This is a genomic window from Streptomyces sp. P9-A4 (genome assembly GCF_036634195.1).
Taxonomy (GTDB): domain Bacteria; phylum Actinomycetota; class Actinomycetes; order Streptomycetales; family Streptomycetaceae; genus Streptomyces.
The window spans coordinates 517,530-543,692 of record NZ_JAZIFY010000001.1; the positions used below are offsets into that span (position 1 = coordinate 517,530).

The 26,163-nt window shown below is 71.8% G+C and carries 26 protein-coding genes; 12 read left to right on the forward strand and 14 right to left on the reverse strand.

The window, feature by feature from the left end:
* Positions 1 to 70: 70 nt before the first annotated feature.
* From V4Y03_RS02265 to V4Y03_RS02285, 5 genes are all read left to right on the forward strand, one after another.
* Positions 71 to 1,516, forward strand: a complete 1,446-nt coding sequence (locus V4Y03_RS02265) for a glyceraldehyde-3-phosphate dehydrogenase (RefSeq protein WP_332433811.1) — start codon at positions 71 to 73, stop codon at positions 1,514 to 1,516.
* Between the two features lie 244 nt (positions 1,517 to 1,760).
* Positions 1,761 to 1,964: a cold-shock protein gene (locus tag V4Y03_RS02270; RefSeq protein ID WP_030218719.1), complete on the forward strand. Its 204-nt coding sequence runs from the start codon at positions 1,761 to 1,763 to the stop codon at positions 1,962 to 1,964.
* Between the two features lie 238 nt (positions 1,965 to 2,202).
* Positions 2,203 to 3,603 (forward strand): DEAD/DEAH box helicase, encoded by a 1,401-nt coding sequence (locus tag V4Y03_RS02275; RefSeq protein ID WP_332433812.1) that lies wholly within the window; start codon positions 2,203 to 2,205, stop codon positions 3,601 to 3,603.
* A gap of 361 nt (positions 3,604 to 3,964) precedes the next feature.
* Positions 3,965 to 5,431, forward strand: coding sequence for an APC family permease (locus V4Y03_RS02280; protein ID WP_317873284.1), 1,467 nt, complete (start codon positions 3,965 to 3,967; stop codon positions 5,429 to 5,431).
* Positions 5,428 to 5,868, forward strand: coding sequence for a hypothetical protein (locus V4Y03_RS02285; protein ID WP_317873285.1), 441 nt, complete (start codon positions 5,428 to 5,430; stop codon positions 5,866 to 5,868). Before V4Y03_RS02280 ends, V4Y03_RS02285 begins: the two co-directional genes overlap by 4 nt.
* A gap of 48 nt (positions 5,869 to 5,916) precedes the next feature.
* Here the strand turns inward: V4Y03_RS02285 and V4Y03_RS02290 are convergent, their stop codons facing one another.
* The 4 genes from V4Y03_RS02290 to V4Y03_RS02305 form a co-directional block, all read right to left on the reverse strand.
* Positions 5,917 to 7,077, reverse strand: coding sequence for an ABC transporter permease (locus V4Y03_RS02290; RefSeq protein ID WP_332437089.1), 1,161 nt, complete (start codon positions 7,075 to 7,077; stop codon positions 5,917 to 5,919).
* Positions 7,078 to 7,190: 113 nt separating this feature from the next.
* On the reverse strand, positions 7,191 to 7,898 hold the full coding sequence (locus tag V4Y03_RS02295) for an ABC transporter ATP-binding protein (RefSeq protein WP_317873286.1): 708 nt from the start codon (positions 7,896 to 7,898) through the stop codon (positions 7,191 to 7,193).
* Positions 7,895 to 9,004, reverse strand: coding sequence for a peptidoglycan-binding domain-containing protein (locus V4Y03_RS02300; RefSeq protein WP_332433813.1), 1,110 nt, complete (start codon positions 9,002 to 9,004; stop codon positions 7,895 to 7,897). Before V4Y03_RS02300 ends, V4Y03_RS02295 begins: the two co-directional genes overlap by 4 nt.
* Complete coding sequence (locus tag V4Y03_RS02305) at positions 9,001 to 9,651, reverse strand: hypothetical protein (RefSeq protein WP_317873288.1); 651 nt, start codon at positions 9,649 to 9,651, stop codon at positions 9,001 to 9,003. Before V4Y03_RS02305 ends, V4Y03_RS02300 begins: the two co-directional genes overlap by 4 nt.
* Positions 9,652 to 9,784: 133 nt before the next feature.
* Between V4Y03_RS02305 and V4Y03_RS02310 the strand changes: the two genes are divergently transcribed.
* The 3 genes from V4Y03_RS02310 to V4Y03_RS02320 are packed head-to-tail and all read left to right on the forward strand — an operon-like array spanning position 9,785 to position 12,479.
* On the forward strand, positions 9,785 to 10,480 hold the full coding sequence (locus tag V4Y03_RS02310; RefSeq protein ID WP_317873289.1) for a response regulator transcription factor: 696 nt from the start codon (positions 9,785 to 9,787) through the stop codon (positions 10,478 to 10,480).
* Entirely contained in the window at positions 10,477 to 11,988 is a 1,512-nt protein-coding gene (locus V4Y03_RS02315; protein ID WP_332433814.1) for a HAMP domain-containing sensor histidine kinase, read from the forward strand. The genes V4Y03_RS02310 and V4Y03_RS02315 overlap by 4 nt, the downstream gene beginning before the upstream one ends.
* Positions 11,985 to 12,479 (forward strand): hypothetical protein, encoded by a 495-nt coding sequence (locus V4Y03_RS02320; RefSeq protein ID WP_317873291.1) that lies wholly within the window; start codon positions 11,985 to 11,987, stop codon positions 12,477 to 12,479. The genes V4Y03_RS02315 and V4Y03_RS02320 overlap by 4 nt, the downstream gene beginning before the upstream one ends.
* 63 nt (positions 12,480 to 12,542) lie before the next feature.
* Here the strand turns inward: V4Y03_RS02320 and V4Y03_RS02325 are convergent, their stop codons facing one another.
* Complete coding sequence (locus tag V4Y03_RS02325) at positions 12,543 to 12,893, reverse strand: ATP-binding protein (RefSeq protein ID WP_332433815.1); 351 nt, start codon at positions 12,891 to 12,893, stop codon at positions 12,543 to 12,545.
* A gap of 256 nt (positions 12,894 to 13,149) precedes the next feature.
* On the opposite strand from V4Y03_RS02325, the gene V4Y03_RS02330 reads away from it, so the two are divergent.
* Positions 13,150 to 14,034, forward strand: coding sequence for a SigB/SigF/SigG family RNA polymerase sigma factor (locus V4Y03_RS02330; RefSeq protein ID WP_332433816.1), 885 nt, complete (start codon positions 13,150 to 13,152; stop codon positions 14,032 to 14,034).
* Here V4Y03_RS02330 and V4Y03_RS02335 read toward each other — a convergent pair.
* A complete protein-coding gene (locus V4Y03_RS02335; protein ID WP_332433817.1) occupies positions 14,025 to 14,540 on the reverse strand; it encodes an ATP-binding protein in 516 nt (171 codons plus the stop codon). The genes V4Y03_RS02330 and V4Y03_RS02335 overlap by 10 nt on opposite strands.
* A 201-nt stretch (positions 14,541 to 14,741) precedes the next feature.
* On the opposite strand from V4Y03_RS02335, the gene V4Y03_RS02340 reads away from it, so the two are divergent.
* Positions 14,742 to 15,257, forward strand: coding sequence for a DUF6328 family protein (locus V4Y03_RS02340; protein WP_332433818.1), 516 nt, complete (start codon positions 14,742 to 14,744; stop codon positions 15,255 to 15,257).
* Positions 15,258 to 15,330: 73 nt separating this feature from the next.
* The gene (locus V4Y03_RS02345) at positions 15,331 to 15,660 is read left to right on the forward strand and encodes a plasmid stabilization protein (protein WP_332433819.1); all 330 of its coding nucleotides are present in this window, start codon (positions 15,331 to 15,333) and stop codon (positions 15,658 to 15,660) included.
* Between the two features lie 147 nt (positions 15,661 to 15,807).
* On the opposite strand, the gene V4Y03_RS02350 is transcribed toward V4Y03_RS02345, so the two are convergent.
* Both V4Y03_RS02350 and V4Y03_RS02355 read right to left on the reverse strand, forming a co-directional pair.
* On the reverse strand, positions 15,808 to 17,226 hold the full coding sequence (locus V4Y03_RS02350) for an amidase (protein ID WP_332433820.1): 1,419 nt from the start codon (positions 17,224 to 17,226) through the stop codon (positions 15,808 to 15,810).
* 162 nt (positions 17,227 to 17,388) lie between these two features.
* Positions 17,389 to 18,741 carry a TerD family protein gene (locus tag V4Y03_RS02355; protein ID WP_332433821.1) on the reverse strand — a complete coding sequence of 451 codons (1,353 nt, stop codon included), beginning with the start codon at positions 18,739 to 18,741 and terminating at the stop codon, positions 17,389 to 17,391.
* A gap of 418 nt (positions 18,742 to 19,159) precedes the next feature.
* Here V4Y03_RS02355 and V4Y03_RS02360 point away from each other — a divergent pair, with 418 nt between their 5' ends.
* Complete coding sequence (locus V4Y03_RS02360) at positions 19,160 to 20,194, forward strand: terpene synthase family protein (RefSeq protein ID WP_317873298.1); 1,035 nt, start codon at positions 19,160 to 19,162, stop codon at positions 20,192 to 20,194.
* 118 nt (positions 20,195 to 20,312) lie between these two features.
* Here the strand turns inward: V4Y03_RS02360 and V4Y03_RS02365 are convergent, their stop codons facing one another.
* From V4Y03_RS02365 to V4Y03_RS02390, 6 genes are all read right to left on the reverse strand, one after another.
* Entirely contained in the window at positions 20,313 to 21,758 is a 1,446-nt protein-coding gene (locus tag V4Y03_RS02365) for a cytochrome P450 (RefSeq protein WP_332433822.1), read from the reverse strand.
* A complete protein-coding gene (locus V4Y03_RS02370; RefSeq protein WP_332433823.1) occupies positions 21,755 to 22,381 on the reverse strand; it encodes a GTP-binding protein in 627 nt (208 codons plus the stop codon). The genes V4Y03_RS02365 and V4Y03_RS02370 overlap by 4 nt, the downstream gene beginning before the upstream one ends.
* Positions 22,362 to 22,715, reverse strand: a complete 354-nt coding sequence (locus V4Y03_RS02375) for a DUF742 domain-containing protein (RefSeq protein WP_332433824.1) — start codon at positions 22,713 to 22,715, stop codon at positions 22,362 to 22,364. The genes V4Y03_RS02370 and V4Y03_RS02375 overlap by 20 nt, the downstream gene beginning before the upstream one ends.
* Positions 22,712 to 23,119, reverse strand: coding sequence for a roadblock/LC7 domain-containing protein (locus tag V4Y03_RS02380; RefSeq protein WP_242427228.1), 408 nt, complete (start codon positions 23,117 to 23,119; stop codon positions 22,712 to 22,714). The genes V4Y03_RS02375 and V4Y03_RS02380 overlap by 4 nt, the downstream gene beginning before the upstream one ends.
* A 1-nt stretch (position 23,120) precedes the next feature.
* Positions 23,121 to 24,608, reverse strand: a complete 1,488-nt coding sequence (locus V4Y03_RS02385; protein ID WP_332433825.1) for an ATP-binding protein — start codon at positions 24,606 to 24,608, stop codon at positions 23,121 to 23,123.
* A 293-nt stretch (positions 24,609 to 24,901) separates the two neighbouring features.
* A complete protein-coding gene (locus V4Y03_RS02390; protein ID WP_332433826.1) occupies positions 24,902 to 26,104 on the reverse strand; it encodes a Cmx/CmrA family chloramphenicol efflux MFS transporter in 1,203 nt (400 codons plus the stop codon).
* Between the last annotated feature and the right edge of the window lie 59 nt (positions 26,105 to 26,163).

The following is a 26,163-nucleotide window of genomic DNA, read 5'->3' on the forward strand; positions in this document are numbered from 1 at the left end:
GGCACCCCTTGATTGATCAAACCGGCCGCGGGTTACCATATGAGCGCCGCCTAGCTCGAAAGATAATCTTGTGACTGTCAATGACGACTCGTTCACCAGTTGGAAGAACCGCGAGGAGATCGCGGAGTCGATGATCCCGATCATCGGGAAGCTGCACCGGGAGCAGGACGTCACCGTCCTGGTCCACAGCCGCTCCCTGGTGAACAAGTCGGTGGTCAGCATCCTCAAGACCCACCGGTTCGCCCGGCAGATCGACGGCGAGGAGCTCTCGGTCACCGAGACGCTCCCGTTCCTCCAGACGCTCACGACCCTCGACCTCGGCCCGTGCCAGATCGACATCGGTGTGCTGGCCGCCGACTACAAGACCGACAGCCGCGGCCTGACGGTCGAGGCGTTCACCGCCGAGGCCGTGGCCGGCGCCACCGGCGAGAACAAGGTCGAGCGCCGTGACGGCCGCGACGTCGTCCTCTACGGCTTCGGCCGCATCGGCCGCCTCGTCGCCCGCCTCCTCATCGAGAAGGCCGGCTCGGGCAACGGTCTGCGCCTGCGCGCGATCGTCGTGCGCGGCGGCGGCGACCAGGACCTGGTGAAGCGCGCCTCGCTGCTGCGCCGCGACTCGATCCACGGCCAGTTCCAGGGCACGATCACCGTCGACGAGACGAACAGCACCATCGTCGCCAACGGCAACACGATCAAGGTGATCTACGCCAACGACCCCTCCGAGGTCGACTACACGGCGTACGGCATCGAGAACGCCATCCTGATCGACAACACCGGCAAGTGGCGCGACCGCGAGGGCCTTTCGAAGCACCTGCGCCCCGGCATCGACAAGGTCGTCCTGACCGCGCCCGGCAAGGGTGACGTGCCGAACATCGTGCACGGCGTCAACCACGACACGATCAAGCCGGACGAGCAGATCCTGTCCTGCGCCTCCTGCACCACGAACGCGATCGTCCCGCCGCTGAAGGCGATGGACGACGAGTACGGCGTGCTGCGCGGCCACGTGGAGACGGTCCACTCGTTCACGAACGACCAGAACCTCCTGGACAACTACCACAAGGCCGACCGCCGCGGCCGTTCCGCGCCGCTCAACATGGTGATCACCGAGACCGGTGCCGCCTCGGCCGTCGCGAAGGCGCTGCCGGAGCTCAAGGCCCCGATCACCGGCAGCTCGATCCGCGTCCCCGTCCCGGACGTCTCGATCGCGATCCTGAGCCTGCGGCTGGGCCGCGAGACCACCCGCGAAGAGGTACTGGAGTACCTGCGCGACGTCTCGCTGCACTCGCCGTTGAAGCGTCAGATCGACTTCACCACGGCCCCCGACGCCGTCTCGATGGACTTCGTGGGCTCGCGTCACGCGTCGATCGTCGACGCCGGCGCGACCAAGGTCGACGGCGACAACGCGATCCTCTACCTGTGGTACGACAACGAGTTCGGCTACTCGTGCCAGGTCATCCGCGTGGTCCAGCACGTGTCCGGCGTGGAGTACCCGACCTTCCCGTCCCCGGCGGTCTGATCCCCACCCGTTCCACAGCACGACGGCGAATAGCCATTTCCGTGCACCCACGGCGACGATGTGCTACAGTCAATAGCAGTTGCAGTCGTGGTTCCCAAAGAAACTTACAAGTGCCTTTGACGATTCGACATCGTCAGGCACTTTCTGTGTTTTCGGTGCAGTTTTCCGGACGGGGCAATCATCACGGCGACGCCGGGAGTCGCACAGTGCGGCTTCCAGGGCTACGCCCCGAAGGAGATTTGACATGGCTAACGGCACCGTGAAGTGGTTCAACGCTGAAAAGGGCTTCGGCTTCATCGAGCAGGAGGGTGGCGGCCCGGACGTCTTCGCCCACTACTCCAACATCGCCACCTCTGGCTTCCGTGAGCTCCAGGAAGGCCAGAAGGTGACCTTCGACGTCACGCAGGGCCAGAAGGGCCCGCAGGCGGAGAACATCCTCCCCGCCTGACGTTGACACGTCCGACGCAGCTGGGGCCCTCACCCGTGTGGTGAGGGCCCCGGCTCGTTGCATTTCCAGGCATTATTCAGCACTTCCAGGCTTGTTCACGGGCCGGACACCAATTCCTCACCGTCGGTGTGGCCGGATCCGTACGCACCTGGCGTTCGGTACGTTCCAGAAATTCATGGGGCCGTCCGCGGCCGGTCGCGAATTCCTCGAAGCGCACCGTTTTCGAGGAAGGTCCCGTATGAACACCACCCCCAGCACACCCGACGCCGCCGAGCCCGCCTCCGCCCCGAGCACTCCGGCCACCGGCTTCGCCGCGCTCGGTCTGCCGGCCGAGGTCCTCGCCGAGCTCACCCGGCTCGGGGTCGACGAGCCGTTCCCGATCCAGTCCGCGACCGTCCCCGACGCCCTCGCGGGCCGTGACGTCCTGGGACGCGGCCGGACCGGCTCCGGCAAGACCCTCGCCTTCGGGCTGCCCCTGCTCGTCCGCACCGCCGGGCGCCGCGCCGAGGCCCGCAAGCCCTTCGCGCTGGTCCTCGTCCCCACCCGTGAACTGGCCCAGCAGGTCACGGACGCGCTGGACCCCTTCGCCCGCGCCCTGAAGGTGCGCCTGGCCACCGTCGTCGGCGGCATGTCGATCGGCCGGCAGGCCACGGCCCTGCGCGACGGCGCCGAGGTCGTGATCGCCACCCCCGGCCGCCTGATGGACCTGGTCGAGCGCAAGGACTGCCGACTGGACCGGGTAGCCGTCACCGTCCTCGACGAGGCGGACCAGATGGCCGACATGGGCTTCATGCCCCAGGTCACCGAGATCATGGACCTGACGCGCCCCGGGGGCCAGCGGCTGCTGTTCTCCGCCACCCTCGACCGCAACGTCGACCTGCTCGTCGAGCGGTATCTGACGGACCCGGTCGTCCACTCGGTCGACCCCTCGTCCGCGACGGTCACCACGATGGACCACCACGTCCTCCTCGTGCACGGCGCCGACAAGTTCGCCACCGCCACGGAGATCGCCGCCCGCGACGGGCGGGTCATCATGTTCCTGGCCACCAAGGCCTCGGTCGACCGCTTCACCAAGCACCTCCTCGGCAGCGGCGTCCGTGCCGCCGCGCTGCACGGCGGCAAGTCCCAGCCGCTGCGGACCCGCACCCTGGACCGCTTCCGGTCGGGCGAGGTCCCCGTCCTCGTCGCCACCAACGTGGCCGCGCGCGGCATCCACGTCGACGAGCTCGACCTCGTCGTCAACGTCGACCCGCCGGCCGACCACAAGGACTACGTCCACCGGGGCGGGCGCACCGCCCGCGCCGGCGAGTCCGGTGTCGTCGTCACCCTGGTGACCCCGGAGGAGCGGCGCGAGGTGGCCCGTCTGATGGCGGACGCCGGCATCCGTCCCCTTGAGACCCGGGTGCGCTCGGGCGAGGCGGAGTTGAGCCGCATCACCGGCGCCCGGACCCCCTCGGGCGTTCCCGTGGACGGCAGCGCACCCAGCAAGGAGGGCGTCAAGCGCGGCGGGGCGGCCTTCCGCGGCATGGGCACCGTCCCGGGCCGTCCCGGCCGTGCCAAGAACGAGTCCCGCCGGGCCGCCGAGGCCCGCAAGACCGCCGAGGCCCGCCAGGCCGCACGGATCCGCCGCGGCAAGTGACCCCCTCTCGGCACCGGGCAGTTCGGCCTCGATGTGCGGGAGTCCGGCGAAGAAGCTGACGCCGTCGTAGTACACCCGCGCACGCCTCGGCCCGCCGGTCCGCTGATCGCGCCCCCGACGCACCCGGCGGCGAGCGCGGTGCCGGCCTCGGTCGCGACCGTCCGGCCGACCGTCTCACCCAAGTGCCCCTCCCGGCTCGATGGGTCCCGGTAGACGTTCGGAGGCCATCGGCCGCATCCGGGACGAGGGGTTCTCCCACGGAGTGCCGGGGACGTCACCCCGACGGCGCACCTGCCGTGCGGGGACGTCCGGCTTCGTGGAGGGTGGCGGCATTCCGTCCGTCCCACGCGAGGTGTGTCCGATGAGTTCCATGGACGTCCCATCAGATCTGCCGAAACCGGAGGCACGGCCGGTGGCGAGGTCGGCGGCCACGCCCACCCTCACCTGGGTGACGCTGGCCCTCATGACCACCGCCTCGGTCGCCAGTCTTCGAGCCGCGCCGACCATGGCCGTCTACGGCCTGGCGTGCGTCTTCCTCTATCTCGTCCCGGCGATCGTGTTCCTGCTGCCGACCGCGCTGATCTCGGCCGAGCTGGCGTCGGGGTGGTCCGGCGGTGTGTACCGCTGGGTCGCGGAGGGGCTTACGAAGCCCCTCGGGTTCCTCGCGGTGTGGTGCCAGTTCGCGATGACGATCTTCTACTACCCGAGCCTGCTGGCGTTCGTGGCCAGCACGATCGCGTACGTCATCGATCCCTCGCTCGCCGACAACGGCGTCTACACGGCGATCGTCATCATGGTCCTGTACTGGACCGGTGTCTGGGTCTCCTCGCGCGGTACGAAGGCGCTGGCCGGGCTGTCGAGCTGGGGCCTCGTCATCGGCACGCTCGTGCCCGGCACCGTCCTCGTCGTCCTCGGCATGGTCTTCCTCGGCCAGGGCAACCCGTCAGCGGCGCCGATGGACAGCAGCCATCTGCTCCCCCAGTGGACGGGCCTGGCCAGCCTCGTGCTCATCGTCAACAACTTCCTCTCCTACTCCGGGATGGAGATGAACGCCGTTCACGTCTCCTCGCTGAAGGACCCGCCGAAGGAGTACCCGAAGTCGATGTTCCTGGCGATGGGACTCGTCCTGCTGATCTTCATCCTCCCCGCGCTCGCGATCAGCTGGGTCGTCCCGGCCGACCAGCTCAGCCTGACCGCGGGCGTGATGCAGGCGTTCGACGCGTTCTTCTCGTACTTCAACATCGGCTGGATGACCCCGATCGCCGCCGTCATGCTGATCTCCGCCTCGCTCGGCGGCATGCTGACCTGGCTGGCCGGACCGTCCAAGGGCCTGCTGGAGATCTCACGCAGCGAGGGCTATCTGCCGCCGTTCCTGCAGAAGCTCAACAAGTTCGGCATCCAGCAGAACATCCTCGTCACCCAGGGCATCGTCACCTCGATCATCGCCCTGATGTACGCGCTCATCCCCAATGTGTCCAGCGTCTACTGGATCTTCTCGACGATCACCACGCAGGTGTACCTCATCGTCTACCTGCTGATGTTCGCCGCCGCCATGCGCCTGCGGAAGAACCAGCCCGACCACCCGCGCGGCTACCGGGCACCCGCCCTGGGGGTGCTGTGCTCCGTCGGTCTGCTCTCCTCGCTCGCGGCACTCGCCATCGGCTTCGTCCCGCCCTCGCAGTTCGGCAGCGGCAGCGTCTGGTCGTACATCGTCATCGTCGGCGGCGGTCTGATCATCCTCGGCCTGCTCATCCCGTGGGCCTTCCTCAAGTTCCGCAAGCCGAGCTGGCGCTCCCCCGCCGCCCGGGGTGAGGCAGGGACCTCATGAGCCCCACCCGATTCGCTTCCGAGCACAAGTGGATCTACATCGGCGCGATCGTCATCCTCGTCGGGCTGACCGTGACCGGTCTGATCCAGTACAACAACTTCAAGCGGAGCGACGCGACCGCCGACAAGGCGACCCAGCTCAGCGAGGAGCTGGTGAAGGCCGGCTACCCGGCCCCCGACCTGGAGAACACCCAGCGTCTGCTGGGCACCGACGGCGGCGAGGTCTGCGCGGCCCCCGGCAACGCCCTCAGAAAGGCGCTCTACCGCATGGAGGAGCTCTCCAACGGCGCCACCGGTCCGGGCATGCGTCCGGTCATCGCCGACACGAAGGCGGTGCAGGCGGAGCGGATCGTGCTCCAGGTCTACTGCCCCGACAAGCTCGACGAGTTCGACGAGGCGGTCGAGGATCTCAAGACGGACAACACGGTACGCCGGTAGGCACGCGGCGGGTCTTCGAGGGGGCCCGGCCCGGGCCCCCTCGTCCTGTCATGTCGCGTTCAGCGCCACCGTGGGGTGGAGGCGGGAGGCGCGGATCGCCGGGTAGAGCCCGGCGATGACGCCGATGGCGAGGGTGACGGCCAGGCCGCCCGCCAGGGACCAGGGCGGCACCACCGCCGTCCACCCCTGCACCCGTGCGAAGCCGAACGTCGCCGCCGCGCCGAGGACCGCCCCCGTCGCCCCGCCCAGCGCCGACAGGAGCAGCGACTCGGTGAGGAACTGGAGCCGGATCGCGGTGCGGGTCGCGCCGAGGGAGCGGCGCAGGCCGATCTCCTGACGGCGCTCCAGTACGGAGATGACCATGGTGTTGGCGACGCCGACGCCGCCGACCAGGAGGGCCACCGCGCCCAGTCCCAGCATCAGGGCGGTCAGGCCCTTGTCGGTCGCGGCTTTGGCGGCCAGCGCGTCGGAGGGCCGGGACACCTTGACGACCGACTCGTTCCCCGGGCTGATGGTGCGGGCCAGGACCGCCCGTACGTCCTCCACCGAGGAGTCCGTGGAGCGCTCGAAGACGGTGGTGGGGTGGCCGTCGAAGCCGAAGTGGCTTTCGGCGGCGGGGAATCCGACCATCGCGACCCGGTCGAGGCCGGGGACGAGTTCGATGGGCCGCAGAATGCCGATGACGACCACGCGGGTGTCGTTCATCATGATCGTCTCGCCGGTGCGGGTGATGCCGAGGCGGTCGGCGGCCACCGCTCCGAGGACCGTGACCGGCAGGCGTTCGCCGGCCGGGTCCAGCCAGGCGCCCTCGGCGACCTCGCCGCCGAGCGCGGCAAGGAGGTCCGTGCGGACCGCCTGGGTGGTGACGCCCGCGGTGCGCTCCTCGGGCACCAGGTCGCTGCGGCGGATGCGGGCGTCGACGTCGCCGGTGGCCGTGGCGTGCTGGACCGGGCCGATGCGCTCGACCATGGCGACGGCGTTCCTGGGCAGTTTCACCTCCCTTCCCTGGGCGTCCTTGCCGGCCTCGGCGGTGAGGAGGTTGGTGCCGAGCCGGTCGAGCCGTGCCATGAGGTCCGCCCGGCTCGACTCGGACAGTCCGACGACGGCGACCATGGTCGCGATGCCGATGGCGATACCGAGCGCGGAGAGGACCACGCGCGCGCGTCGGGCGCGGAGCCCGACGGCTCCGACCCGGAACACATCGCTCAGGGAGAGCCGGGCGGGCTTGAGGACGCGGGCGGCGGCGGGGGCGGACGTGGATGCGCCGCCCGCCGCATCGGTGGCGTTCGCGCCACGGGGGCTCCGCGCCCGGTGGGTTCCTCTCACGGGGAGACCTCCTTCCCGGCGGTGGCGCCGCGTTCGTCCGCGACGATCTCGCCGTCCCGGAAGCGGACCCGGCGCGGCAGCGAGGCCGCGATCCCGTTGTCGTGGGTGATCACGCAGATGGTCGTCCCCGACGCGTTCAGCTCGTGCAGCAGCTCCATGACGATCTCGCCCGACGCGGTGTCGAGCGCCCCCGTGGGTTCGTCCGCGAGCAGCAGTCGCGGGTCTCCGACGAGCGCGCGGGCGATGGCCACGCGCTGTTTCTCGCCGCCGGAGAGTTCGTTGGGCGTGTGGGAGCGGCGGTGGTCGAGCCGTACCCGGGCCAGGGCCTCCCGGGCCCGCGCGCGCCGTTCGCGCGCCGGCACGCCCGCGTAGAGCAGTCCGTCGGCGACGTTGTCGACGGCGTCACGTCCCGCCGCGAGGTGGAAGTGCTGGAAGACGAAGCCGATGTGGCGGGCGCGCAGGGCGGAGAGCCGGGCGTCGGAGAGCGCGGACACGTCGTGACCGGCGATCCGGACGGTGCCGCCGGTGGGTTTGTCCAGGGTGCCCATGACGTGCAGCATCGTGGACTTGCCGGAGCCGGACGGGCCGACGACGGCGAGCAGTTCGCCCTCGTCGACGGTGAGGTTCACGCCGCGCAGGGCGTGGACGCCGCCGGGGTACGACTTGGAGGCGTCGCGCAGTTCGATCACCGGGTCGGGGGTCATGACGCCGCCACTCCGACCTTCATGCCCTCGCGCAGGTCCGGGCCGCTGACCTCGATCTGTCCGTCGGCGGTCATGCCGGTCTCCACCCGGACGGTGGTCGTGGTGGTGCCCCGGACGACCTGGAGGCCGTAGCCGCCGTTCTCGCCGCGCAGGGCGAGGACCGCTTCGACGGGTACGGCGAGGACGCCCTTCCTGGCCTCGCTGACGAACTTCACACTGGCCGTCGCCCTGGTGTCCTCGCCGGCTGCGGCGTTCGCGCCGCCGTCGAGGACGACCTCGACGACGATGCCCTCCTGGGAGGCAGGAGCCCCGTCGGGGCCGGTCTCCTCGGGGCGTACGGTGCCCGCCACGCGTCCGGCCACGGTCCTGCCGCTGGGCAGGGTGACCTCGACCTTGGTGCCCCGTGAGGTGAGCGCGCCGTCGGACTGGTCCAGTCGCGCCCGGACGACGGGGCTCGTGGAGGCCACGGTCAGGACGGCCGTGTCGGGGCCGACCCGGTCGGCGAGCGCCGCGTCGGCGGAGACCACCTTGACGCGGCCGGGCTGGAAGACGACGTCACCCCTGCCGACCCTGCCGGTGGGCTCGCGGTTCAGGAACTTCTGCCACCGTGTGACGGCGGCGGCGGTGTCCTCGTCGTACCGGGTGTCGACAGGGAGGCCCGCGCCGTAGCCGAGGTCGCGGAGGTTGCGCTCCAGCTGGAGGACGTCGCTCCCCCGGTCGCCGGGCTTCATCTCGCGGAACATCGGGACCGGCCCGTAGAGGAGGGTGACGGGTTTGTCGTTCAGCTCGTAGAGGGCCTGTCCCCTGGTGAGCGTCCGGCCTTCGGGGGCGGCCACGGTGACCGTGCCCTCGACGGCGGACCTGACGGCGCGCCGCTGGGCGAAGTCGAGGCTGCCGTCGACGGTCTTGGAGCGGACGAGGTCGGTGCGGACGACGGCGGCGGTGGCGGGCGGCAGGCCGCCGCCCTTCCCCGGGCCGCCGGAGCCGCCGTCGCCCCGGCCCCCGAGGACACCGAGGTCCCCGGCGCCGAGGAGCACGGCGCCTCCGGTGACGGCCGCGGCGACGGTGACCGCGGCGAGCGCGCGGAAGGCGGTGCGGCGCCTCACTGCATGCCGTCCAGGCCGTCGAGGAGCTTCGTCGCGCACGCCTCACGGGCCGCCTTGTACACCGGTGAGTGGCTGTCGATGGTCGGGGAGGCCGGGTTCGGGTCGCCGCCGGGCTGGGCGTTGCCACCGCTCATCGTCGGGTTGGCGAACCGGGAGACACCGTGGTCGCGCATGCAGGTGGCGTGCGCGAGCATCGACTCGTAGTCCTTCTGCTGGTCCCGCTCGGGTTCGGCCAGCATGACCTTCTGGAGTTCGGTCACGCAGACGCCGTTCCTGCCGCCCTTGGCGGCCTCCATCTGGCCGGGCCGCGACGCGATCTCGTCGACCTTCGCCCAGTCGAGGTGACCGCTGAGCTTCGGGTCCGGGTAGTCCTTGTAGCCGCCCTTGACGCGCATGCAGCGGACATAGGCGAGCTGGGCGTCGTAGAAGGCGCTGTTCCCGGCGGGCCGGGTGCTCGGGCCGCCGTCGGCCTTCGTGGACGGCGAGGCCGCGGCGGTCTCCGGCGCGGAGGCGATGTCCTCGCTCTTCCGTGCGCCGCCGGCGCCGTCACCGCTGCCGCAGGCCGCGGAGAAGGCGAGGACGGGGAGCACGGCGAGCGCCGTCAGGCGCAGCCGGGCGGTGGCACGGGGGGTTGTCTTCGGGGTCATGCGCCCACCCTCGCCAGGGCACGTGATGACGGTTCCATGGCGACATGATGGGAACGTAACAATGCCCCCGACCTGCGGGCCGGCCCCCCGTGGAGGCGCCGGACGGGTGTTCGCGGCACCCATAATCGACCGTATGCCGCATGTACTGCTGATCGAGGACGACGCGTCCGTACGGGACGGGATGGAGCTCGTGCTGCGCCGGCACGGGTACGGCGTCGACACGGCCGCCACCGGCGAGGAGGCGCTCGCGCTGCTCGACTCCCCCGGCGGCGGAAGGATCGAACTGGCCGTCCTCGACCTGATGCTGCCCGGCATGAACGGCTTCGAGGTGTGCCGGGGGATCCGCGCCCGGACGGCCACGCTGCCGGTCATCATGCTGACCGCGCGCGGCGACGACCACGACATCGTGACGGGTCTGGAGGCGGGCGCCGACGACTACGTGGTCAAGCCGGTCACCGCGCCCGTCCTCGAGGCCCGCATCCGGGCCGCGCTGCGGCGCGCGGAACCCTCGGGGCGGACGCGGGCGGACGCCGCCGATCACGCCGGGCTCGTGATCGACCGCGCCGGGCTGACCGTCTCCAAGCACGGTGTCACGGTCCCGCTGCCGCCCACCGAGCTGCGGCTGCTCCTGGAGCTCTCGGCCTCCCCCGGCCGGGTCTTCAGCCGCGAACAGCTCCTCGCCTCGGTCTGGGACCACACCTTCCTCGGTGACTCGCGGCTGGTGGACGCGGCCGTCGGCCGGCTGCGGTCGAAGCTGGAGGACGTACCGGCGCGGCCTCGGTACGTCCAGACGGTACGGGGTTTCGGCTACCGTTTCGGCCCGCTGTGAGCGGCCGGTCGGCGGAGTCCGGGCGCGCCGGGAGCGCCGGTCGGAAGCGGCGGCTCGTCGGAGGGCTGCGGACCCGTCTGGTCGTCACGTTCGTGGTGGTCGCGCTCGTCAGCGCGGTCACCGCGACCGCGCTCGCCTACCGGGACGCCCGCACCGCCGTCCTGCGGCGCACCCAGGACGCCGCCGTGAACGACGTACGGACACGGGTCACGGCGGTCGCCGCCGACTTCGACCTGCCGCCCGACCGGCGGTCGCTCGCCCGGTTCGCGGCGAAGGTCTCGGACGGTCTCGGCGCCCGGATCGTCGTCGCCCGCTACCAGGACCTCGTCGCGGTCTCCGACTCGCTGGCCGACACGGAGGGCCGGATCACCGCCGAGCTGCGGGCCGCCGTACGGGCCGGGGACGGGGCCCGGTTCCAGCGGGTGGAGTGGCGCGGCGAACCGTATCTGGTGGTCGGGACGCCCGTGACGTACGCGGACGGGGACCGGCGCACCTCCGGCCTGGAGGTCTTCGTGATCACCGATCTGCGGGCCGAACGGGACGACACCGAGGCGCTGTTGGACTCCGTGCGCGCGGGCGTCCTGCCGGTGGTGGTGCTGGCCGCCGTCCTGGCGCTGCTCGCGGCGGGCACCGTGCTCCGGCCCGTACGGAAGCTGGGGCGGGCCACGCGCGGACTCGCGGCCGGGGATCTCGGCAGCCGGGTCACGGTGAAGGGTCACGACGAACTCGCCGATCTGGCGCGGACGTTCAACGACACGGCGGACGCCCTCCAGGCCTCGGACGCGCGTCTGCGGGAGCAGGAGGCGCGGGCACGCCGCTTCGTGGCGGACGTGTCGCACGAACTGCGCACACCCCTCGCGGCGATGACGATGGTCGCGACCGTCCTGGAGGAGGACGCCGACCAGCTGCCGCCGGACGCGGCGCGGGCGGCCCGGACCGTGGGCGCGGAGACGGCGCGGCTCTCGCGGCTCGTCGAGGACCTGATGGAGATCTCCCGCTTCGACGCCCACGCGGTCCGGCTGAACGCGGCCGAGACGGACCTCGCCGACACGGTACGGGGCTCGCTGGCGCTGCGCGGCTGGACGGACCGGGTGACGACCCGGCTCGACGAGGGGGTGCGCGCGGTCGTCGACCGGCGCCGGGTCGACGTGATCGTCGCGAACCTGGTGGGCAACGCGCTGCGGCACGGCGCCCCGCCCGTCACCGTGACCCTCGGCACGACGGCCACGGCGGACGGCTCCTGGGTGACGGTGGCGGTCGCCGACCACGGTCCCGGACTGTCGCCGGAGGTCCGTGAGCGGGTCTTCGACCGGTTCTACAAGGCGGACGCGGCGCGGACGCGGGGCTCGGACGACGACGGCGGGCACGGCAGCGGCCTGGGAACGGCGATCGCGCTGGAGAACGCGCGGCTGCACGGCGGCACGATCGATGTCACCGAAGGGCCCGAGGGCGGTGCGGTGTTCACCCTGCGCCTGCCCCTGCGGCGTACCGGGGAGGAGGCGCGGTGAGGATACGCGGACCGGTGGTCGCCGTGGCTCTCGGCGTCGCCCTGGTGGGGTGCGGTGTCCGGCCGACCGGGGTGATAGGCGCGGGCGAGGCGGCCTCCGGGCCGACCCGGGGCGTCCGGCTGTACTACGCGTCCGACAGCGGGCTGCGCGGGGTGCCCGTGCTCGACAGGGAGATCGAGAACCTCGCCACGGTGGTGAAGCTGCTCGCCTCCGGCCCGCCGCCCGCCGAGCAGCGCGACGGCCTCACCAACCTCGTCCGGATCGGCGGGTACGGGGTGACCGGGCACGGCACCCGGGTCACCGTACGCCTGGAGGAGCCGTACGAGGAGACGGGCCGCGACCTGGGCACCGGGCAGCTGGTGTGCACGCTGGCCCGCGCTCAGTCCGTGCTCGATCCCGAGGTCAGGGCCGACGACGTGGAGGTCACCCTGCGGGCGCCCGGGGACACGGTGCTCGGCCCGTACCGGTGCGCCGAGTTCCTGAACCGGTGAGCCGGGCGGGCGGCGGATGCCGTCGCGGGCGGCCCGCTCGACTCGCCCTCCTCCTCGTGCACGTCAGTGCAGCGGCAGCCGTACCTCGATGGTCTTGCCTCCCTCCGAGGGCAGACTCAGCCTGACCTCAAGGGCGAGCAGCCTGATCATGGGCCACCCGAAGCCGCCTTCCGGCAGGCCGGCGGCCCGCTCCGGACCCGAGGGGCCCGAGGGGTGCGGCAGCTCGTCGCTCGCGTCCGCGACGGAGATCGTCACCTCCGTCGGGTCGAGTTCCACGTCGAAGCCGGTGAGGCCGCCCCCGTGACGGAGCGCGTTGGTCACGAGCTCGGACGTCACGAGCAGCGCGTCCCCGAGTGCGACGGGTGACGGCGCGCTCCCGTGCCCGGACGCCCCCACCGCCAGCGCTTTCGCCACGAGGGCGCGCGCCTCGGCAGCGTCACGTGGGATCGGGGGTCCGTTCCCGTCCGTTGTGCGATGCCCTGCGGTCACTGTTCTTCCCACCCGATCTCTTCTCCTCGCCCTGTTCCCTCCAAGGGGCCCCTTCCCCGCCGGACGCGCGCCATTCCCTTTCCTCACGGTCCGTTCCCGCGCCTCACGACCGGTGCCCGCTCCGCTTCCCGGGCGCGTGAGTGGGTAGGAGGACATGGGGGCCTCCTTGAGGAGCCTTTGCATGCCGAACCGCAGCAGCACCGCCAGAACAGCCGACGGCCTCGCCTCCCGCGTGGCCGACGATCTTCCGGAGATCGCGGATCCGCTGACGGTCAGCACCGCCGACGCCCGTGCGCTGTCGGTGATCCTTTTCCGGCGGCTCCGGTCGCTGGAGGAGGGCACGGCCACCTACTCGTACGTACGGAACACCCTGGTCGAGCTGAACCTCAGCCTGGTGAAGTACGCGGCGACCCGGTTCCGCCGCTCCGGCGAGTCCTGGGAGGACGTCGTCCAGGTCGGCACCGTGGGTCTGATCAAGGCGATCAACCGGTTCGACCCCGGGCGCGGGTGCGAGTTCATGTCCTTCGCGCTGCCGACCGTGCTCGGCGAGATCAGACGGCATCTGCGGGACACCGGCTGGAGCGTCCATGTACCCCGCCGCCTCCAGGAACTGCGGCTCGACCTGGCGAAGGCGAACGAGGCCCTCGAACAGGAGCTGGGCAGGCCGCCGACGGACGCGCAGCTCAGCGCGCGTCTCCACGTCAGCGAGGCCGAGCTGCGCGAGGGCAGGATCGCCGCGAACGGCTTCGTCAGCCGTTCCCTCGACGTGCCCGTGGACGACGAGGACGGCGGTCCCGGCCTGCTCGCGCGCCGTCTCGGCGCCGACGACGCGGCCTTCGAGAAGATCGAGAACCTGGAGACGCTCAAGCCGCTCGTCGCCGCCCTCTGCGCCCGGGACCGGACGATCCTGGCGCTGCGGTTCGGCGAGGAGCTGACCCAGTCGGAGATAGGCAAGCGCCTCGGCCTCTCGCAGATGCACGTCTCCCGGCTGCTGAGCCGCATCCTCGGTGGTCTGCGCACCGCGCTGACGACCGAACCCCCGGACCGCCCGGGGGTTCAGAGGTGAGGGAGCCCGAGGGCTGGTCCGGGGTCCCCGCCGGCGGGGACCGGCGCCGCGATCTCCATCCAGACGGACTTGCCCCCCTCCCTCCTGACGACTCCCCACGCGTGGGAGAGCCGGTCGATCACGATCAGCCCGTTGCCGCCCGGTTGCCCCGGCGCGCCCCGTGGCCGTAGACGAGGAATCCCGGCGCCCCGGTCGCTCACCTCGATCCGCACCCCGGCGGCCCCCTCGGGCGTCCCCGGCTGCGCGGGGGCGAGCCGGATCACGAGTTCCGTCGGGCCGCCGGCGTGGAGGCAGGCGTTGGTGACCGCTTCCGACACCAGTAGCAGGACGTCCTCGACGGCGAGTTGCCGCTCTCCGTCCGTGAGCCCGGCCGACGGCGCCGATCCCGGCCAGTCCCAGTCGGTGAGCGCGTCGCGGCAGAAGTCCCGGCAGCGGGCGACCACCGCATCCGGGCCCCGCAGTCCGAGGCGACGGGTCTGACTCCTCGTCGGAGCTGGTTCGCTCATCGTCGGCTCCACGCCTCGGTCCGGGGGCCTCTCCCTCGGCGAGTTCCCCGGGCGGCCCGTCGTACACGGTGAACCCGTCCACGATTCCGGTGAGGGCGTACGTCCTGCCGTTTCCCCTGCGCGGTGCGGCGCGGCCGGCGGGGCGCTCTCGTGTGATGCTGCGAAGACGCGGCGGAGCGGGTGAGCCGAAAGGTGGGAAGGATGGCCGGACGCGAGGACGGCGGAGGGGCGGCCGAGGGCGGCCGGGGGCGGGTGGAGACCACAGAGGAGCGCGCGGACCGGCAGTGGCAGGACCTCATGCAGGAGATCCGGGTGGCCCAGACGGGCGTACAGATCCTCCTCGGCTTCCTGCTGACCGTCGTCTTCACCGCCAGGTACGCGAGCCTGGACGCGGCCGACAAGGCGATCTACGTCCTGACCGTGGTCCTCGGATCGCTGGCCACCGGAGCCCTCATCGGCCCGGTCTCCTTCCACCGGATCGTCTCCGGACGCAGGATCAAACCCGAGGCCGTCGCCTGGGCGTCCCGGCTGATCCTGATCGGCATCGTGTTCCTGCTGGCCACCCTCACCTGCGCGCTCGTCCTCATCCTGCGGGTGGCCACCGACAACGCGATCGTGCCGTGGCTCGTGGGCGGGGTCCTGGCCTGGTACCTGCTGTGCTGGTTCGCGCTCCCGCTGTGGGCCCGGAGCAGACACACGACGAAGCGGGTGGAGTGACCTGCGGGACGCCGGGTAGCCGCCCGGGGGACGGGGGAAGCCTGCCCCGTTGTCACACCGGAAGGAGTACGCGATGCCTCGCGGATCCAGCCCGAAGCGGGAGCGGCAGTACGAGCACGTCAAGGAGAGCGCGAAGCGGCGCGGCGAGAGCGAGAAGCGCGCCGAGGAGATCGCCGCCCGCACCGTGAACAAGGAACGGGCGCGGCAGGGCGAGTCCAGGACCTCCAGCCGGTTGTCCCGGGAGGACATGTCCTCGGGTGAGCGCGGCGGCCGGCGCTCGCACAGCGGTGCCGAGGGGCGTACGTACGACCAGCTCTACGAGGAGGCCAAGCGCCGCAACATCGACGGCCGGTCGAAGATGAACAAGGACCAGCTCAGGCGCGCCCTGGGCGGCGGCAGCTGAGCCTGGGCCGGTCGCCGGCCTCACCTACGACGGTTCGCATGGCCGCGGCCGTCCGGCGTGATCCGCGTGCCGCTCATGGTGTCGAGTCGCCGCACTTCAGGAGGCGTCTACCCCCGTACGGCGACGGCCAGCGCACCTCATTCCCGGTCACAGGTCCTGGACGCGTCGGAAGGGGCGGTCCGCCTCCAGTTCGAAGGCGAGTTCCAGGAGGGTGCGCTCGGCGCCCGGGCGGCCGGAGAACATGACGCCGATGGGCAGTCCCTCCTCCGTCGGGCGGGCGGCCGGCAGGGAGAGCGACGGGGTGCCGACGACGTTGTTGACCGGGGTGAAGGCGACGTACGCGAGGATCCGGTCGATCAGGGTCCGGTAGGGAACGGTGGGGCTGAGGTGGCCCAGCCGTGGTGTCGTGTGGGCGAGCACGGGCGACAGTACGAGGTCGAGCCCGCGGAACGCCGCCGCGTACGCCTCCCGGGTGCGCCCCAGCCGGCGCAGCACGCCCGGGGTGCTCCGCCAGCTCTTGAGGTAGTCCTCGCGCAGCCCCCGGCTGAGGCCGTCCGTGCGGTGCCGGTCGAAGTCCGCGCCGAAGCCTCGGCCCGTGACACCGAGCAGGAACGACAGCATCCCCCAGTACGTGAGGAAGTCCTCGGTGAACCGGGGATCGAGGGTCAGTTCCACCGGTTCCACGGTGTGACCGAGCCGTTCGAGCGTGGCCACGGTCTCCGTGACGGCCTCGCGGGTGGCGGAGTCGGTGGGGACGCCGTTGGGTGAGTCGACCAGGAATCCGACGCGAAGCCGCCGCGCCGAGGGGCCCTCGACCAGGCCGAGGGGTGGCAGCTTCGGGTTGCGCCAGTGCGTCTCGGCCGCCGCGAGGAACGCGGCGGTGTCCCGTACGGACCGGCTCACGATGCCGTCGGTGACGATGTCCAGGGGCAGTTGACGGCTCTGGGCGTTCCTCACGACCCGGCCCCGGGTCGGTTTGAGGCCGACGAGTCCACAGCAGGCGGCGGGGATACGGATCGAGCCGCCGCCGTCGTTGGCATGGGCGAAGGGCACCGCCCCCGCGGCGACCAGGGCCGCGCTGCCGCCGGACGAACCACCCGCTGAATATCCCGTGTTCCACGGGTTGCGCACGGGCTCGGCGGACTCGTACTCCGTGGTCGGGCTGAAGCCGAACTCGGGCAGACGGGTCTTGCCGAGCACCGTCGCACCGGTGCTCAGGAACTGCCGGGCGAAGGGCGCGTGCCGCCGCGCGGTCCTCGGGGTGAAGGCGGAGCTGCCGTGGCCCGTGGGCAGCCCGAGGTAGTCGGTGTTGTCCTTGACGAACGTCGGCACCCCGGCCAGCGCTCCGCCGCCGGCCCCGGCGACCGGCGCGGGAGCCGCCACGCGTACCTGAACGGCGTGCAGCCGCCCCTCGACGGCCCGCACCCGCTCGGCCGCGTCCCTGGCGACCTCGGCGGCGCTCACCTCGCCCCGCCGTATCGCCGCGGCGAGTCCCACGGCGTCGTGCTCCCCCAGGGCGTCGTCCCGGTAGGCGTGCACCGTGGTCAGTTCCTCGAATGTGGACACCGCTGTCTCAGCCCCCGGCCTCGCGATCGTTGGACGACCAGCATGCCGTACCCGCGAGTAACACGCGAGGGTTCCGCCGAGGGCGACCTCGGCGTGCACAACGTCCACCAGAACCATGAACGCGCCCGGCGCGTCCGGGTCGGCGGCGGGCGGCGCCCCGGGTCACCACCCGAGGCGCCTCACCCCGGCGCGCCACGGGCCGTCCGCCATCTCGAACTGCACCACGAGCGGCCCCTCGGGCAGCGGCACCGTCTCGCGCCGCTTGCCGCTCTCGTTCAGCACGTTCTCGTCATCGGGCAGGGACGTGGGGTCGTGGTGGCCGGCGAGTTCGTAGATGTTGACGATCAGGTTCTCGTCACCTCGGTAGTGCACGGTCAGGTCGGCCGCGCCACCGGTGTGCAGCAGCACGTCGGGACCCCGGTACTCCACCTCGTCCTCCGTCAGGTGACGGGCCGTCGCCAGCGGCGACACCTCCACCCTCCACGGCCCCTCCGCCTCCAGCTTGAGGCGCAGCGGCCCCTTCTGGGGGACCTGGGCGAGCACGCGTCCCCAGAAGTCGTCCTCCGTGCTGTTGACGAGGTTGTCCGCCTCCTTGTTGCGGCGGTCGAGGACCGTGAGCCCCGTGTAGCCGTCGCCGTCGATGTCGAGCTGGACGACGACCGGGCCCGGCGGGAGGCCCTCGACGGTGATCACGTCGTTGTCGCGGCCGGTCCATGAGAGCGGCTCGAAGACGGGGCCGTACGACCACAGGGCGACGGGTGCGGGCACCACCGGCGGGGGCGCGTACGGGGCGGGGGCGACGGGCACCACCGGCGGGGCCGGCCAGGGGGTGGGGGTGACCGGCGGCGGAAGCGGTGCCGGAGCCGCCGAGGGGGGAGGAAGCGGAACCGGTGCCGGCGTCGGCATCGGCGGGCCCGGGACCTTGAACCCCGGCGCTCCCCCCAGTACTTGCTGCCCCGCCGGCGGCCCGGGCGCAACCGGCGGAGACATCGGAACCGGCCGCATCGGAGCCACCGCTTGCACCGGAACCACCGGTTCCACGGGTTGCACCGGAGCCGTCGGCTCCGCCACATCGACCCCGTGATCCGTCGCGAGCCCCGCGAGACCGTTCGCGTAACCCTGGCCCACCGCCCGGAACTTCCATCCGCCCGCCCGCCGGTACAGCTCGGCCAGCACCATCGCGGTCTCCCCCGCCGCGTCGGTCACGTCGTACCGCGCCACCGACGTACCGTCAGGGGCGAACGCCTCCACGGACAGCCCGGCGACGTCCCGCATGGCTCTCTTCTCCGTCGAGGCGACGACGAGCACGCGCTCGATCCGCGCCTCCACGGAGGCGAGCCCGACCTCCAGCCACGCCGTGCCCGTGCCGTCCCCGGTCAGCCGTACGGCGCCGGAGGAATGCGCCGGCGCCCCGTGGAAGACGACGTCCCCGTCGCCGCCGACCGTCCCGCCGCCCGTCAACAGCAGTGCCATGGCGTCGATTTCACCGCCCCGTACCGCGATGTTCAGCGGCACGGTGGGAACAAAACCGTTCCCGCCCTTGGTCAACGCCCCCATGACACCCCGCCCGGTTTCCCTCGTACCCGCCCTCATGCCCTCGGACTCCGTGTCCGCCGTCGTTCATCTCCCAGCGATCTTGCAGCTGGCCGGGCTCCCGGACAAGGCCCCTATGATGGGCCCGCTGTGCGGGGAGATCGGGATACGCCCGAGAGGGATCGTTCGCAAGACCGTTCTCCTCCGGTTAATTCTCCTTCTGATCACCGGTCCACGTCCGTCGAGGGGTTGCCGGTCGTTCGGGGCGGGCAGGTTTGGAGAGCCGTAGGGCGGAAATCGGCCGTCCTCGGTGCCATAGATGACGTGAATCGTCCGTTGTTCGTGTGTGTTGGGCCGTCCGCACACCGGGGCGGGCCGAAAGAGGAGGGGGTCGGTCCCCATGACCGTGCACGCCGTCGAGATCCCCGAGTTGTGGATGCCCCATCCCCTGCGGGTGAACCCCTGCCTGCCGGCCCTGCGCGAGGAGAGCGAGACATGGGCACGCGCGATGGGCATGCTGGGCGGCGAAGGGGGGCCACCAGCCCGCCGGCCGATCTGGACCCCGGCCCAGTTCCACGCGATGACCGTCGACCAGCTCACCGCCTGGACCCTGCCGGACGCGTCACTCGCCGGCCTCCGCCTCAACCACCGGTTCAACATATGGGCGTTGGCCTGGGACGACTACTTCGCCTCCGCCTTCAAGCAGACCGGTGACCTCCCCGCCGCGCGCACGTTCACCACGCGCCTGCACGCCTTCCTGCGACCGGATTCCGGCGCCCGGCTGCCGGAGCCGACGAACGCCGTCGAGCGCGGGATCGCCGACCTCCAGGGGCAGCTCTTCCCGCCCCGACTCGCGCACTGGCGGCACGAGTTCAACCGGGCCCTGGTGAGGTACGTGGACGCCGGCGTCGAGGAACTCGCCAACAGCCGGGGCGGCCGGATCCCCCATCTGATCGAGTACGCGCCGTTCCGCCGGGAGAGCTTCGCCGCGCACACCGCCCCCTACTCCGTGGAACTGGCCACCGGCGCGCGCATACCCGAGCAGATACGGCGCAGCCGGCCCGTCCGCGCCCTTCTCGACGCCTTCATGGACTACATGGGGCTCGCCAACGACATCGCCTCCTACGAGCGCGAGGTCAACGAGGAGCACGACGTCAACAACCTCGTCCTGGTCCTCGGCACCTCCCTGGGCATCCCGCTCCACGACGCCGTCCCCGCCGCCCTGAACCTGGTGAACTCCCGGATGCGGGACTTCGAGCACCTCCGGCGGACCGAACTGCCGCCGGTCGTCGAGCGCGCCGGGCTCGACGAGGCCGAGCGGGCCGAGCTGGACACCTGGCTCCGGGGCGCGTGCGGCTTCCTGTCGGGAATCCACGCCTGGTACACCGGCGCCCCCCGGTACGCCCCCGCGGACGTCCCCGCCTTCCAGGAGTGAAGACACCGCACGGCCGTACCGTCGGTACGGCCGTGCGGTGCGTTCGCCTGCGGCACGGGGTCATGTGCGGGGTGCGGTCGTACGGGTCCGTACGGGTCCACCGCCGGGTCGTACGCGTCTACCGCCGCCCCAGCAGCCTCAGGACGCGCGTCCACCAGGTGTCCCGGGACACGGTGCCCCGGGCCGGCTCGGTCTGCGGCCTCGGCGGCGCCGACGGTCGCCTCGTGTCGGTCCGCGCGGGCGGCGGCGGCAGCGGGGCGGGGTGGTCGTGCACCTGGGGGGCGCGCGCGACGAACTGCACGGGCAGCGCCGTCAGGTGCCGGGCCCAGGTGGTGGAGCGCCAGCTGAGGCTCTCCTCGGGCACGGACAGGGCGATGTCGGGGAGCCGGGTGAGGAGGATGTCGATGCCGGTGTCGGCGATGATGCGGCCGATGTCCTGACCGGGGCACTCGTGGTTGCCGGCGCTGAACGACAGGTGCGCGCGGTTGTGGTGGACCGGGGTCGCGGGGTTCGGCCGGATCGCCTCGTCGACGTTTCCGGCGGCGAGACCGAGCAGGAGCATGTCCCCCGCCTTGATCTCCTGTCCGCCGAGGGTGGTGTCGCCGTTGGCCCAGCGTCCCGGACACACCATCAGCGGCGGCTCGTCCCAGAGGACCTGCTCCACGGCCTCGGGCAGGGTCATCTGACCGCCTGCCAGGGAGCCGCGGAACCGCGGGTCGGTGACGACCATGCGCAGGACGTTGGACATCAGGTTGGCGGTCGTCTCGTAGCCGGCGAGCAGGATGAGGCGCAGGTGGTGCTGCACCTCCTCGTCGGAGAGGCCCGCGGGGTGCGCGAGCAGCGCGGAAGCGATGTCCTGCCCGGGGCGGGACCGCTTGGTGGCGACGAGCTTCTCCAGGCTCTCCAGCACATACGTGTTGCTGGAGAGCGAGGTCTCGGTGGCCTTGAAGAGGTCACGGGCGGAGTGCACGAGCCCGGGTCCCGCCTCGTCCGACATGCCGAGCAGATGGGTGAGGGTGAGCATGGGCAGGTGCTCGGTGAACTGTTCGACGAGCTCCGCCTCGCCGTCCTCGCAGAACGTGTCGATCAGTTCGTGCGCGAAGCGGGTGATGTGGCGGCGCAGCCCCCGGTGGTCGAACTGGTCGAGGCCGGCGGTGAGCGCGCCGCGCAGCCGCTGGTGCTCCTCGCCGTCGGCGCACACGCAGTCGGGGCGCCAGCCGATCATCGGGACCAGGGGCGAGGTCGCCGGGTCGATCTCCCCGCTCGTCCAGCCGTGCCAGACGCGCGGGTCGCGGGAGAACTGGGTGGGGCGGCTGGCCACGTCGCGGTTCTCGAGGTAGCCGAGGACGAGCCAGGCGCGTACGTCGCCGTCGAGCAGGACGGGCGCCACCGGGCCGTGCGCGGCGCGCAGTTCCTCGTACAGGCCCATGGGGTCCGTCTCGGCGGCGGGGCCGTAGAGCCGGCTCGCTCCGCCGGGTCCTGTGGTGGCCACATGGGCCGGGCAACCCGGGGGCGGGGTCTGTCCGGGCAGCGCGGTGGTGTGTTCGGCGGGTGGGACGGTCATGCGGTCTCCTGGGAGGCTGCGAGGGTGCACAGGTAGACCATCAGCGAGAGCAGGGCGTCCCGGCAGGACGCCCGGTCGCGTGCGTCACAGGTGACGATGGGCACGGAATCGCTGAGGGCCAGAGCGGTGCGCAGTTCTTCTACGGGGTACTGCGGGGCTTCCGGGAAGCTGTTGACGGCCACGACGAACGGGACGCGGCGGTCCTCCAGGCGGGTGACCACCTCGAAGCAGACCTCGACCCGCCGGGTGTCGACGAGCACCACGGCGCCGAGGGCGCCTTCGAAGATGCCGTTCCACAGGAACCAGAAGCGTTCCTGTCCCGGGGTCCCGAACAGGTAGAGGATCAGCTCCTCGTTGATGCTGATCCGTCCGAAGTCGAGAGCGACGGTCGTGGTCTTCTTGCCCTGGGCGCCGGGGTTGTGGTCGATCCCGACGCCCGCCTGCGTCATGGTCTCCTCGGTGGTCAGTGGCGGGATCTCGCTCACCGCCCCGACCATGGTCGTCTTGCCGACTCCGAAGCCGCCGACGATCACGACCTTGACGCCCCGGGCGCCGTACGGCAGCAGCATGTCGGTGCCGCGCGGGCCGACGACGGCGGGCGCGTCAGAGCTTGCGTAGTCCATGGATCACCGCCTCAAGTAGGCCTCGTTCGGGGAACGCCGCGACGGGCACGGGCGCGATGGCCTCGACCCTTTCCTCGTCGACGAGTTGGGACAGGAGCACGGTGACCACGCTGAACGGAAGACTGAGGTACGCCGAGAGCTCGGCCACCGACAGCGGGTACGTGCACATGGTGAGGATGGCCGCCTGCTCGGGCTGCATCGCGGGGTCCGGTGTGGACCTCGCCGCGATGAGGGTGACCAGGTTGAAGGTGTCGGCCGAGAAACCCCCGCCGGTGATGACGTAGAGGGGGACGGGGTTGCCTTCCTCCCAGGGGTTCCGGTTCTCTGGTGTCACATCGCCTGCCCGACGTCATCCCGGGGCGGGCTGGTCATGTGCTGGCCGATCCGGACCACCAGGGTCCGCATGCGGTCTCCCAGGAGGCCGGCGTCGACCTCCTGGTCGGCGAGGACCGCGAGGTAGGCCCCCGGACCGGCCGCCATCAGGGAGAAGTACCCGCCGTCGGCCTCGATCCCGACCATCCGGGTCGTTCCGTTGCCTTCCGGGAACATCTGCGCGATGGCCCGCGCGAGGCTCTGGATCCCGGAGCAGGCGGCGGCGATGGCGTCGGCGGCGTCGGGCTCCGTGTTCGCCTGCCCGATGCACAGCCCGTCCGACGACAGGACGACCACGTGGCGCACGTACGGGACGCTGCCCACGAGCTCCTTGAGCATCCAGTCCATGTTGGGCAGTGGCTGCATGTTACTCAACCTCATCTGACGGTTCGCTGGGGGAAGTGGAGGGTTCGGCGGACGCTCGCTTGTCGCCGTTGAAGGCCTCCCACATCAGACCCGGCGGGCGGGTCGTGCCGGAGGATCCCCCAGATGCGGGCGGGGTCGTCGTCCCGGCGACGACGACCGGCGTCGGGACGGGCGACTCCCTGCGGCGCTGCGGGAGCCCGTTGGGCGTCTTCCTCACCTCGCCGGATTCCGTCGAGGCCTCCACCGGCGGCACCACCCTCGGCACCACCCTCGGCAGGACCGGACCGCCGACCGTACGCTTCCGGATCGGCTCCGGGAAACGGCGCATGGCGGGCTGCGGCACCGTCGTGATCAGATTCCTGGGCACCAGGACGACGGCCCGTACGCCTCCGTAGGCGGAGGTGCGCAGGTCGACCTCGCAGCCGTGCTCACGGGCGAGCCGGCTGACGACCGGCAGGCCGAGCTGGGTGACCTCACCGAGGCTGGCCAGCTGGATGCCCGACATCGACTGCTTCATGACGCGTTCGATGCGGTGCCGGACCTCTTCGGTGAGTCCGACGCCGCGGTCCTCGATCTCGATCGCGATGCCCGAGGGCACCTCGCTCGCGGTGACCTCCACCGGGGTGTGGGGAGGCGAGAACGTGGTGGCGTTGTCGAGGAGTTCGGCGAGGAGGTGGATCATCGGCTCGGAGCCGGGGCCGACCACGGCCACCTCGGCCACCGACGTCAGCTTCACGCGCGGGTAGTCCACGATGCGGGACATGGCCCCGCGCAGCACGTCGTAGAGCGGGATCGCCTTCGACCACTGGCGTCCGGGCCGGGCGTCGCCGAGGACGGCGATGCTGGCCGCGAGCCGCCCGATCAGGGCGTTGCGGTGGTCGACGTCCTGGAGGCCCCTGGAGACGACGAGGTCGTTGCCGTGGACGATCTGCATGGTGTGCAGGTCCTTGGCGAGCTGGTGCACGATCGCCTGGACCCGGCGCGCGACCGCGACCAGGGTCCGCTGGGAGGCGTCACGGGTGTGCTCCTCGGCCTCCACCGCTTCCAGGAGTGACCCCAGGGCTCCCCTGAGCGCTTCGGCGAACCCCTCGTCGAGGTGGCTGCCGAAGGCGGCGGACCGCAGGACCTCCGAGGCGGGGGCGCCCCTGCGGAGCCGGGCGACGGCCGCAGGGAGCAGCTCCTCGGCGAGCCACACGGTGGCGGCCTGCTGGTCGGCGAGGCGCCCGAGCAGGGCCGCTTCGCGCTGTGCGTAGTACTCGCGCTCCTCGACTCCCGCCCGGGTGGTGCGGGCCTCGTCGGCGGAGCGGAGCCGGCGCGCGGTCTCGGCCGAGGCGGCGATCGCCAGGACGATCGCGCCCAGCCCGTACCAGGCCACGGCGGTCCGTATGTGTGCAGGCGAGAGGAGCAGCGCGGCCATCAGGGCGCCGGCCAGCACTCCGGGGGTGAGGAGCCATACCCGGGGAGGCGCGGGCGGGCGGGCTCTGGACATCGATCCTGCACGAACCATCAAGGGGTCCCTCAGCAGACGGGAAATGAGCGGACTGGGGTGAAGCGATGGGCCGACGGGGCGCTTCGAGAGCGCGTCGATGGTCGCTTCCCGTCACAGCCACGTTCCGTCCGCGCGCACCACAGCGTCCATGACTCGCTGTGACCGCACCGCAACACAGAGGGGAGCATAGTCAGTTCGGGTTCCCCATGTGCCGGAGCTGGAAGGGCTACCTCCACCGGTCATTCAGGGCGCATTAAATGACCATTCACCGCACCGAACATGCAATGAACCGATCACATTTGGACGTTGGCCCACCCCGACTCCACGGCTCCCGAACGCACGGACGCGCCTTCCCTCCCAAGGGTTACGCGGCCCACGCCGCCGACGAGGAGGGCGGTGGCCACGAGGACGGCACTCACGACCAGCGGCGCGCGGAGGCCGAGTCCGGCGCCGAGGGCGAGGCCGCCCAGGACGGGGCCGGCCACCGCACCGACGTTCAGCGCGGCGGTGGCGAAGCCGCCGGACAGGGTGGGCGCCCCGGAGGCCCCGTAGAGCGCCTGGGTGATCAGGGTGGAGCCGACCCCGAAGGACAGCGCACCCTGGACGAAGACGAGGGCGAGGGCCACGACCGGGTTGCCGGCCGTGAGGGCGAGGACCAGCCAGCCCGCCGTCAGCGCCGCGCCACCGACCGCGAGGACCCGGCCGGACCGGGTGTCCGCCAGCCGGCCGGCCAGGTTGACGCCGAGGAAGGATCCGGTGCCGAACAGCGCCAGCGCGGCGGGCACCCACCCGGCGCCCAGTCCCGTCACACCGGTGATGACGGGGGTGAGGTACGTGAACGAGCAGAACGTCGCGCCGTTCACCAGCGCTCCGAGCACGAGCGTCAGGATCAGCCGGGGGCCGCGCAACGCCCGCAGTTCACGGCGCACACCGGGCGCCCCGGGGTCGGCGGGCGTCACGGGCACGGACCACAGGATCGCGAGGACGGCGGGCGCGGAGATCAGCGCGACGCCCCAGAAGGCGGAGCGCCAGCCCCAGAACTCGCCGGCCAGGGCGCCGAGCGGGACACCGGCGACGCACGCCAGGGTCACACCGCTCAGCAGGACCGAGGTCGCCCGGCCCTTGGCCCCCGGTCCCGCCATGGCGGCGGCGGTCGAGAGGCCGACGGCGAGGAAGCCGGCGTTGGCCAGGGCGGCGGCCACCCGTGTGACGAAGAGGACGTCGAAGCTGTGGGTGAGGGCGCCCACGACGTGGGCGAGGAGGAAGGTGACGAGGAAGGCCAGCAGCGCCCGGCGGCGGGGCAGGCGCAGGCTGAGCACGGCGACGAGCGGCGCGCCCACGACCATGCCGAGGGCGAAGGCGGAGGTGAGCGAGCCGACGGCTTGGAGGGACACACCGAAGTCGGCGGCCATGTCGTGCACGAGACCGGACAGCATGAATTCCGACGTTCCCTGGGCGAAGACCGCGAGCCCGAGAACGTAGACGGCGAAGGGCATGGAGAAGCTCCGAACTACATCGCAGAAAGGGGGAGACGCGACGCGCGGACGGCAGGTCC

Bases quoted from the DNA above. Each gene is read 5' to 3' on its own strand.
- V4Y03_RS02270 (WP_030218719.1), top strand. From the start codon at position 1,761: ATGGCTAACGGCACCGTGAAGTGGTTCAACGCTGAAAAGGGCTTCGGC.
- V4Y03_RS02275 (WP_332433812.1), top strand. From the start codon at position 2,203: ATGAACACCACCCCCAGCACACCCGACGCCGCCGAGCCCGCCTCCGCC.
- V4Y03_RS02280 (WP_317873284.1), top strand. From the start codon at position 3,965: ATGAGTTCCATGGACGTCCCATCAGATCTGCCGAAACCGGAGGCACGG.
- V4Y03_RS02285 (WP_317873285.1), top strand. From the start codon at position 5,428: ATGAGCCCCACCCGATTCGCTTCCGAGCACAAGTGGATCTACATCGGC.
- V4Y03_RS02295 (WP_317873286.1), bottom strand. From the start codon at position 7,898: ATGACCCCCGACCCGGTGATCGAACTGCGCGACGCCTCCAAGTCGTAC.
- V4Y03_RS02305 (WP_317873288.1), bottom strand. From the start codon at position 9,651: ATGACCCCGAAGACAACCCCCCGTGCCACCGCCCGGCTGCGCCTGACG.
- V4Y03_RS02310 (WP_317873289.1), top strand. From the start codon at position 9,785: ATGCCGCATGTACTGCTGATCGAGGACGACGCGTCCGTACGGGACGGG.
- V4Y03_RS02330 (WP_332433816.1), top strand. From the start codon at position 13,150: ATGCCGAACCGCAGCAGCACCGCCAGAACAGCCGACGGCCTCGCCTCC.
- V4Y03_RS02335 (WP_332433817.1), bottom strand. From the start codon at position 14,540: ATGAGCGAACCAGCTCCGACGAGGAGTCAGACCCGTCGCCTCGGACTG.
- V4Y03_RS02340 (WP_332433818.1), top strand. From the start codon at position 14,742: ATGGCCGGACGCGAGGACGGCGGAGGGGCGGCCGAGGGCGGCCGGGGG.
- V4Y03_RS02345 (WP_332433819.1), top strand. From the start codon at position 15,331: ATGCCTCGCGGATCCAGCCCGAAGCGGGAGCGGCAGTACGAGCACGTC.
- V4Y03_RS02360 (WP_317873298.1), top strand. From the start codon at position 19,160: ATGACCGTGCACGCCGTCGAGATCCCCGAGTTGTGGATGCCCCATCCC.
- V4Y03_RS02365 (WP_332433822.1), bottom strand. From the start codon at position 21,758: ATGACCGTCCCACCCGCCGAACACACCACCGCGCTGCCCGGACAGACC.
- V4Y03_RS02370 (WP_332433823.1), bottom strand. From the start codon at position 22,381: ATGGACTACGCAAGCTCTGACGCGCCCGCCGTCGTCGGCCCGCGCGGC.
- V4Y03_RS02380 (WP_242427228.1), bottom strand. From the start codon at position 23,119: ATGCAGCCACTGCCCAACATGGACTGGATGCTCAAGGAGCTCGTGGGC.
- V4Y03_RS02385 (WP_332433825.1), bottom strand. From the start codon at position 24,608: ATGTCCAGAGCCCGCCCGCCCGCGCCTCCCCGGGTATGGCTCCTCACC.
- V4Y03_RS02390 (WP_332433826.1), bottom strand. From the start codon at position 26,104: ATGCCCTTCGCCGTCTACGTTCTCGGGCTCGCGGTCTTCGCCCAGGGA.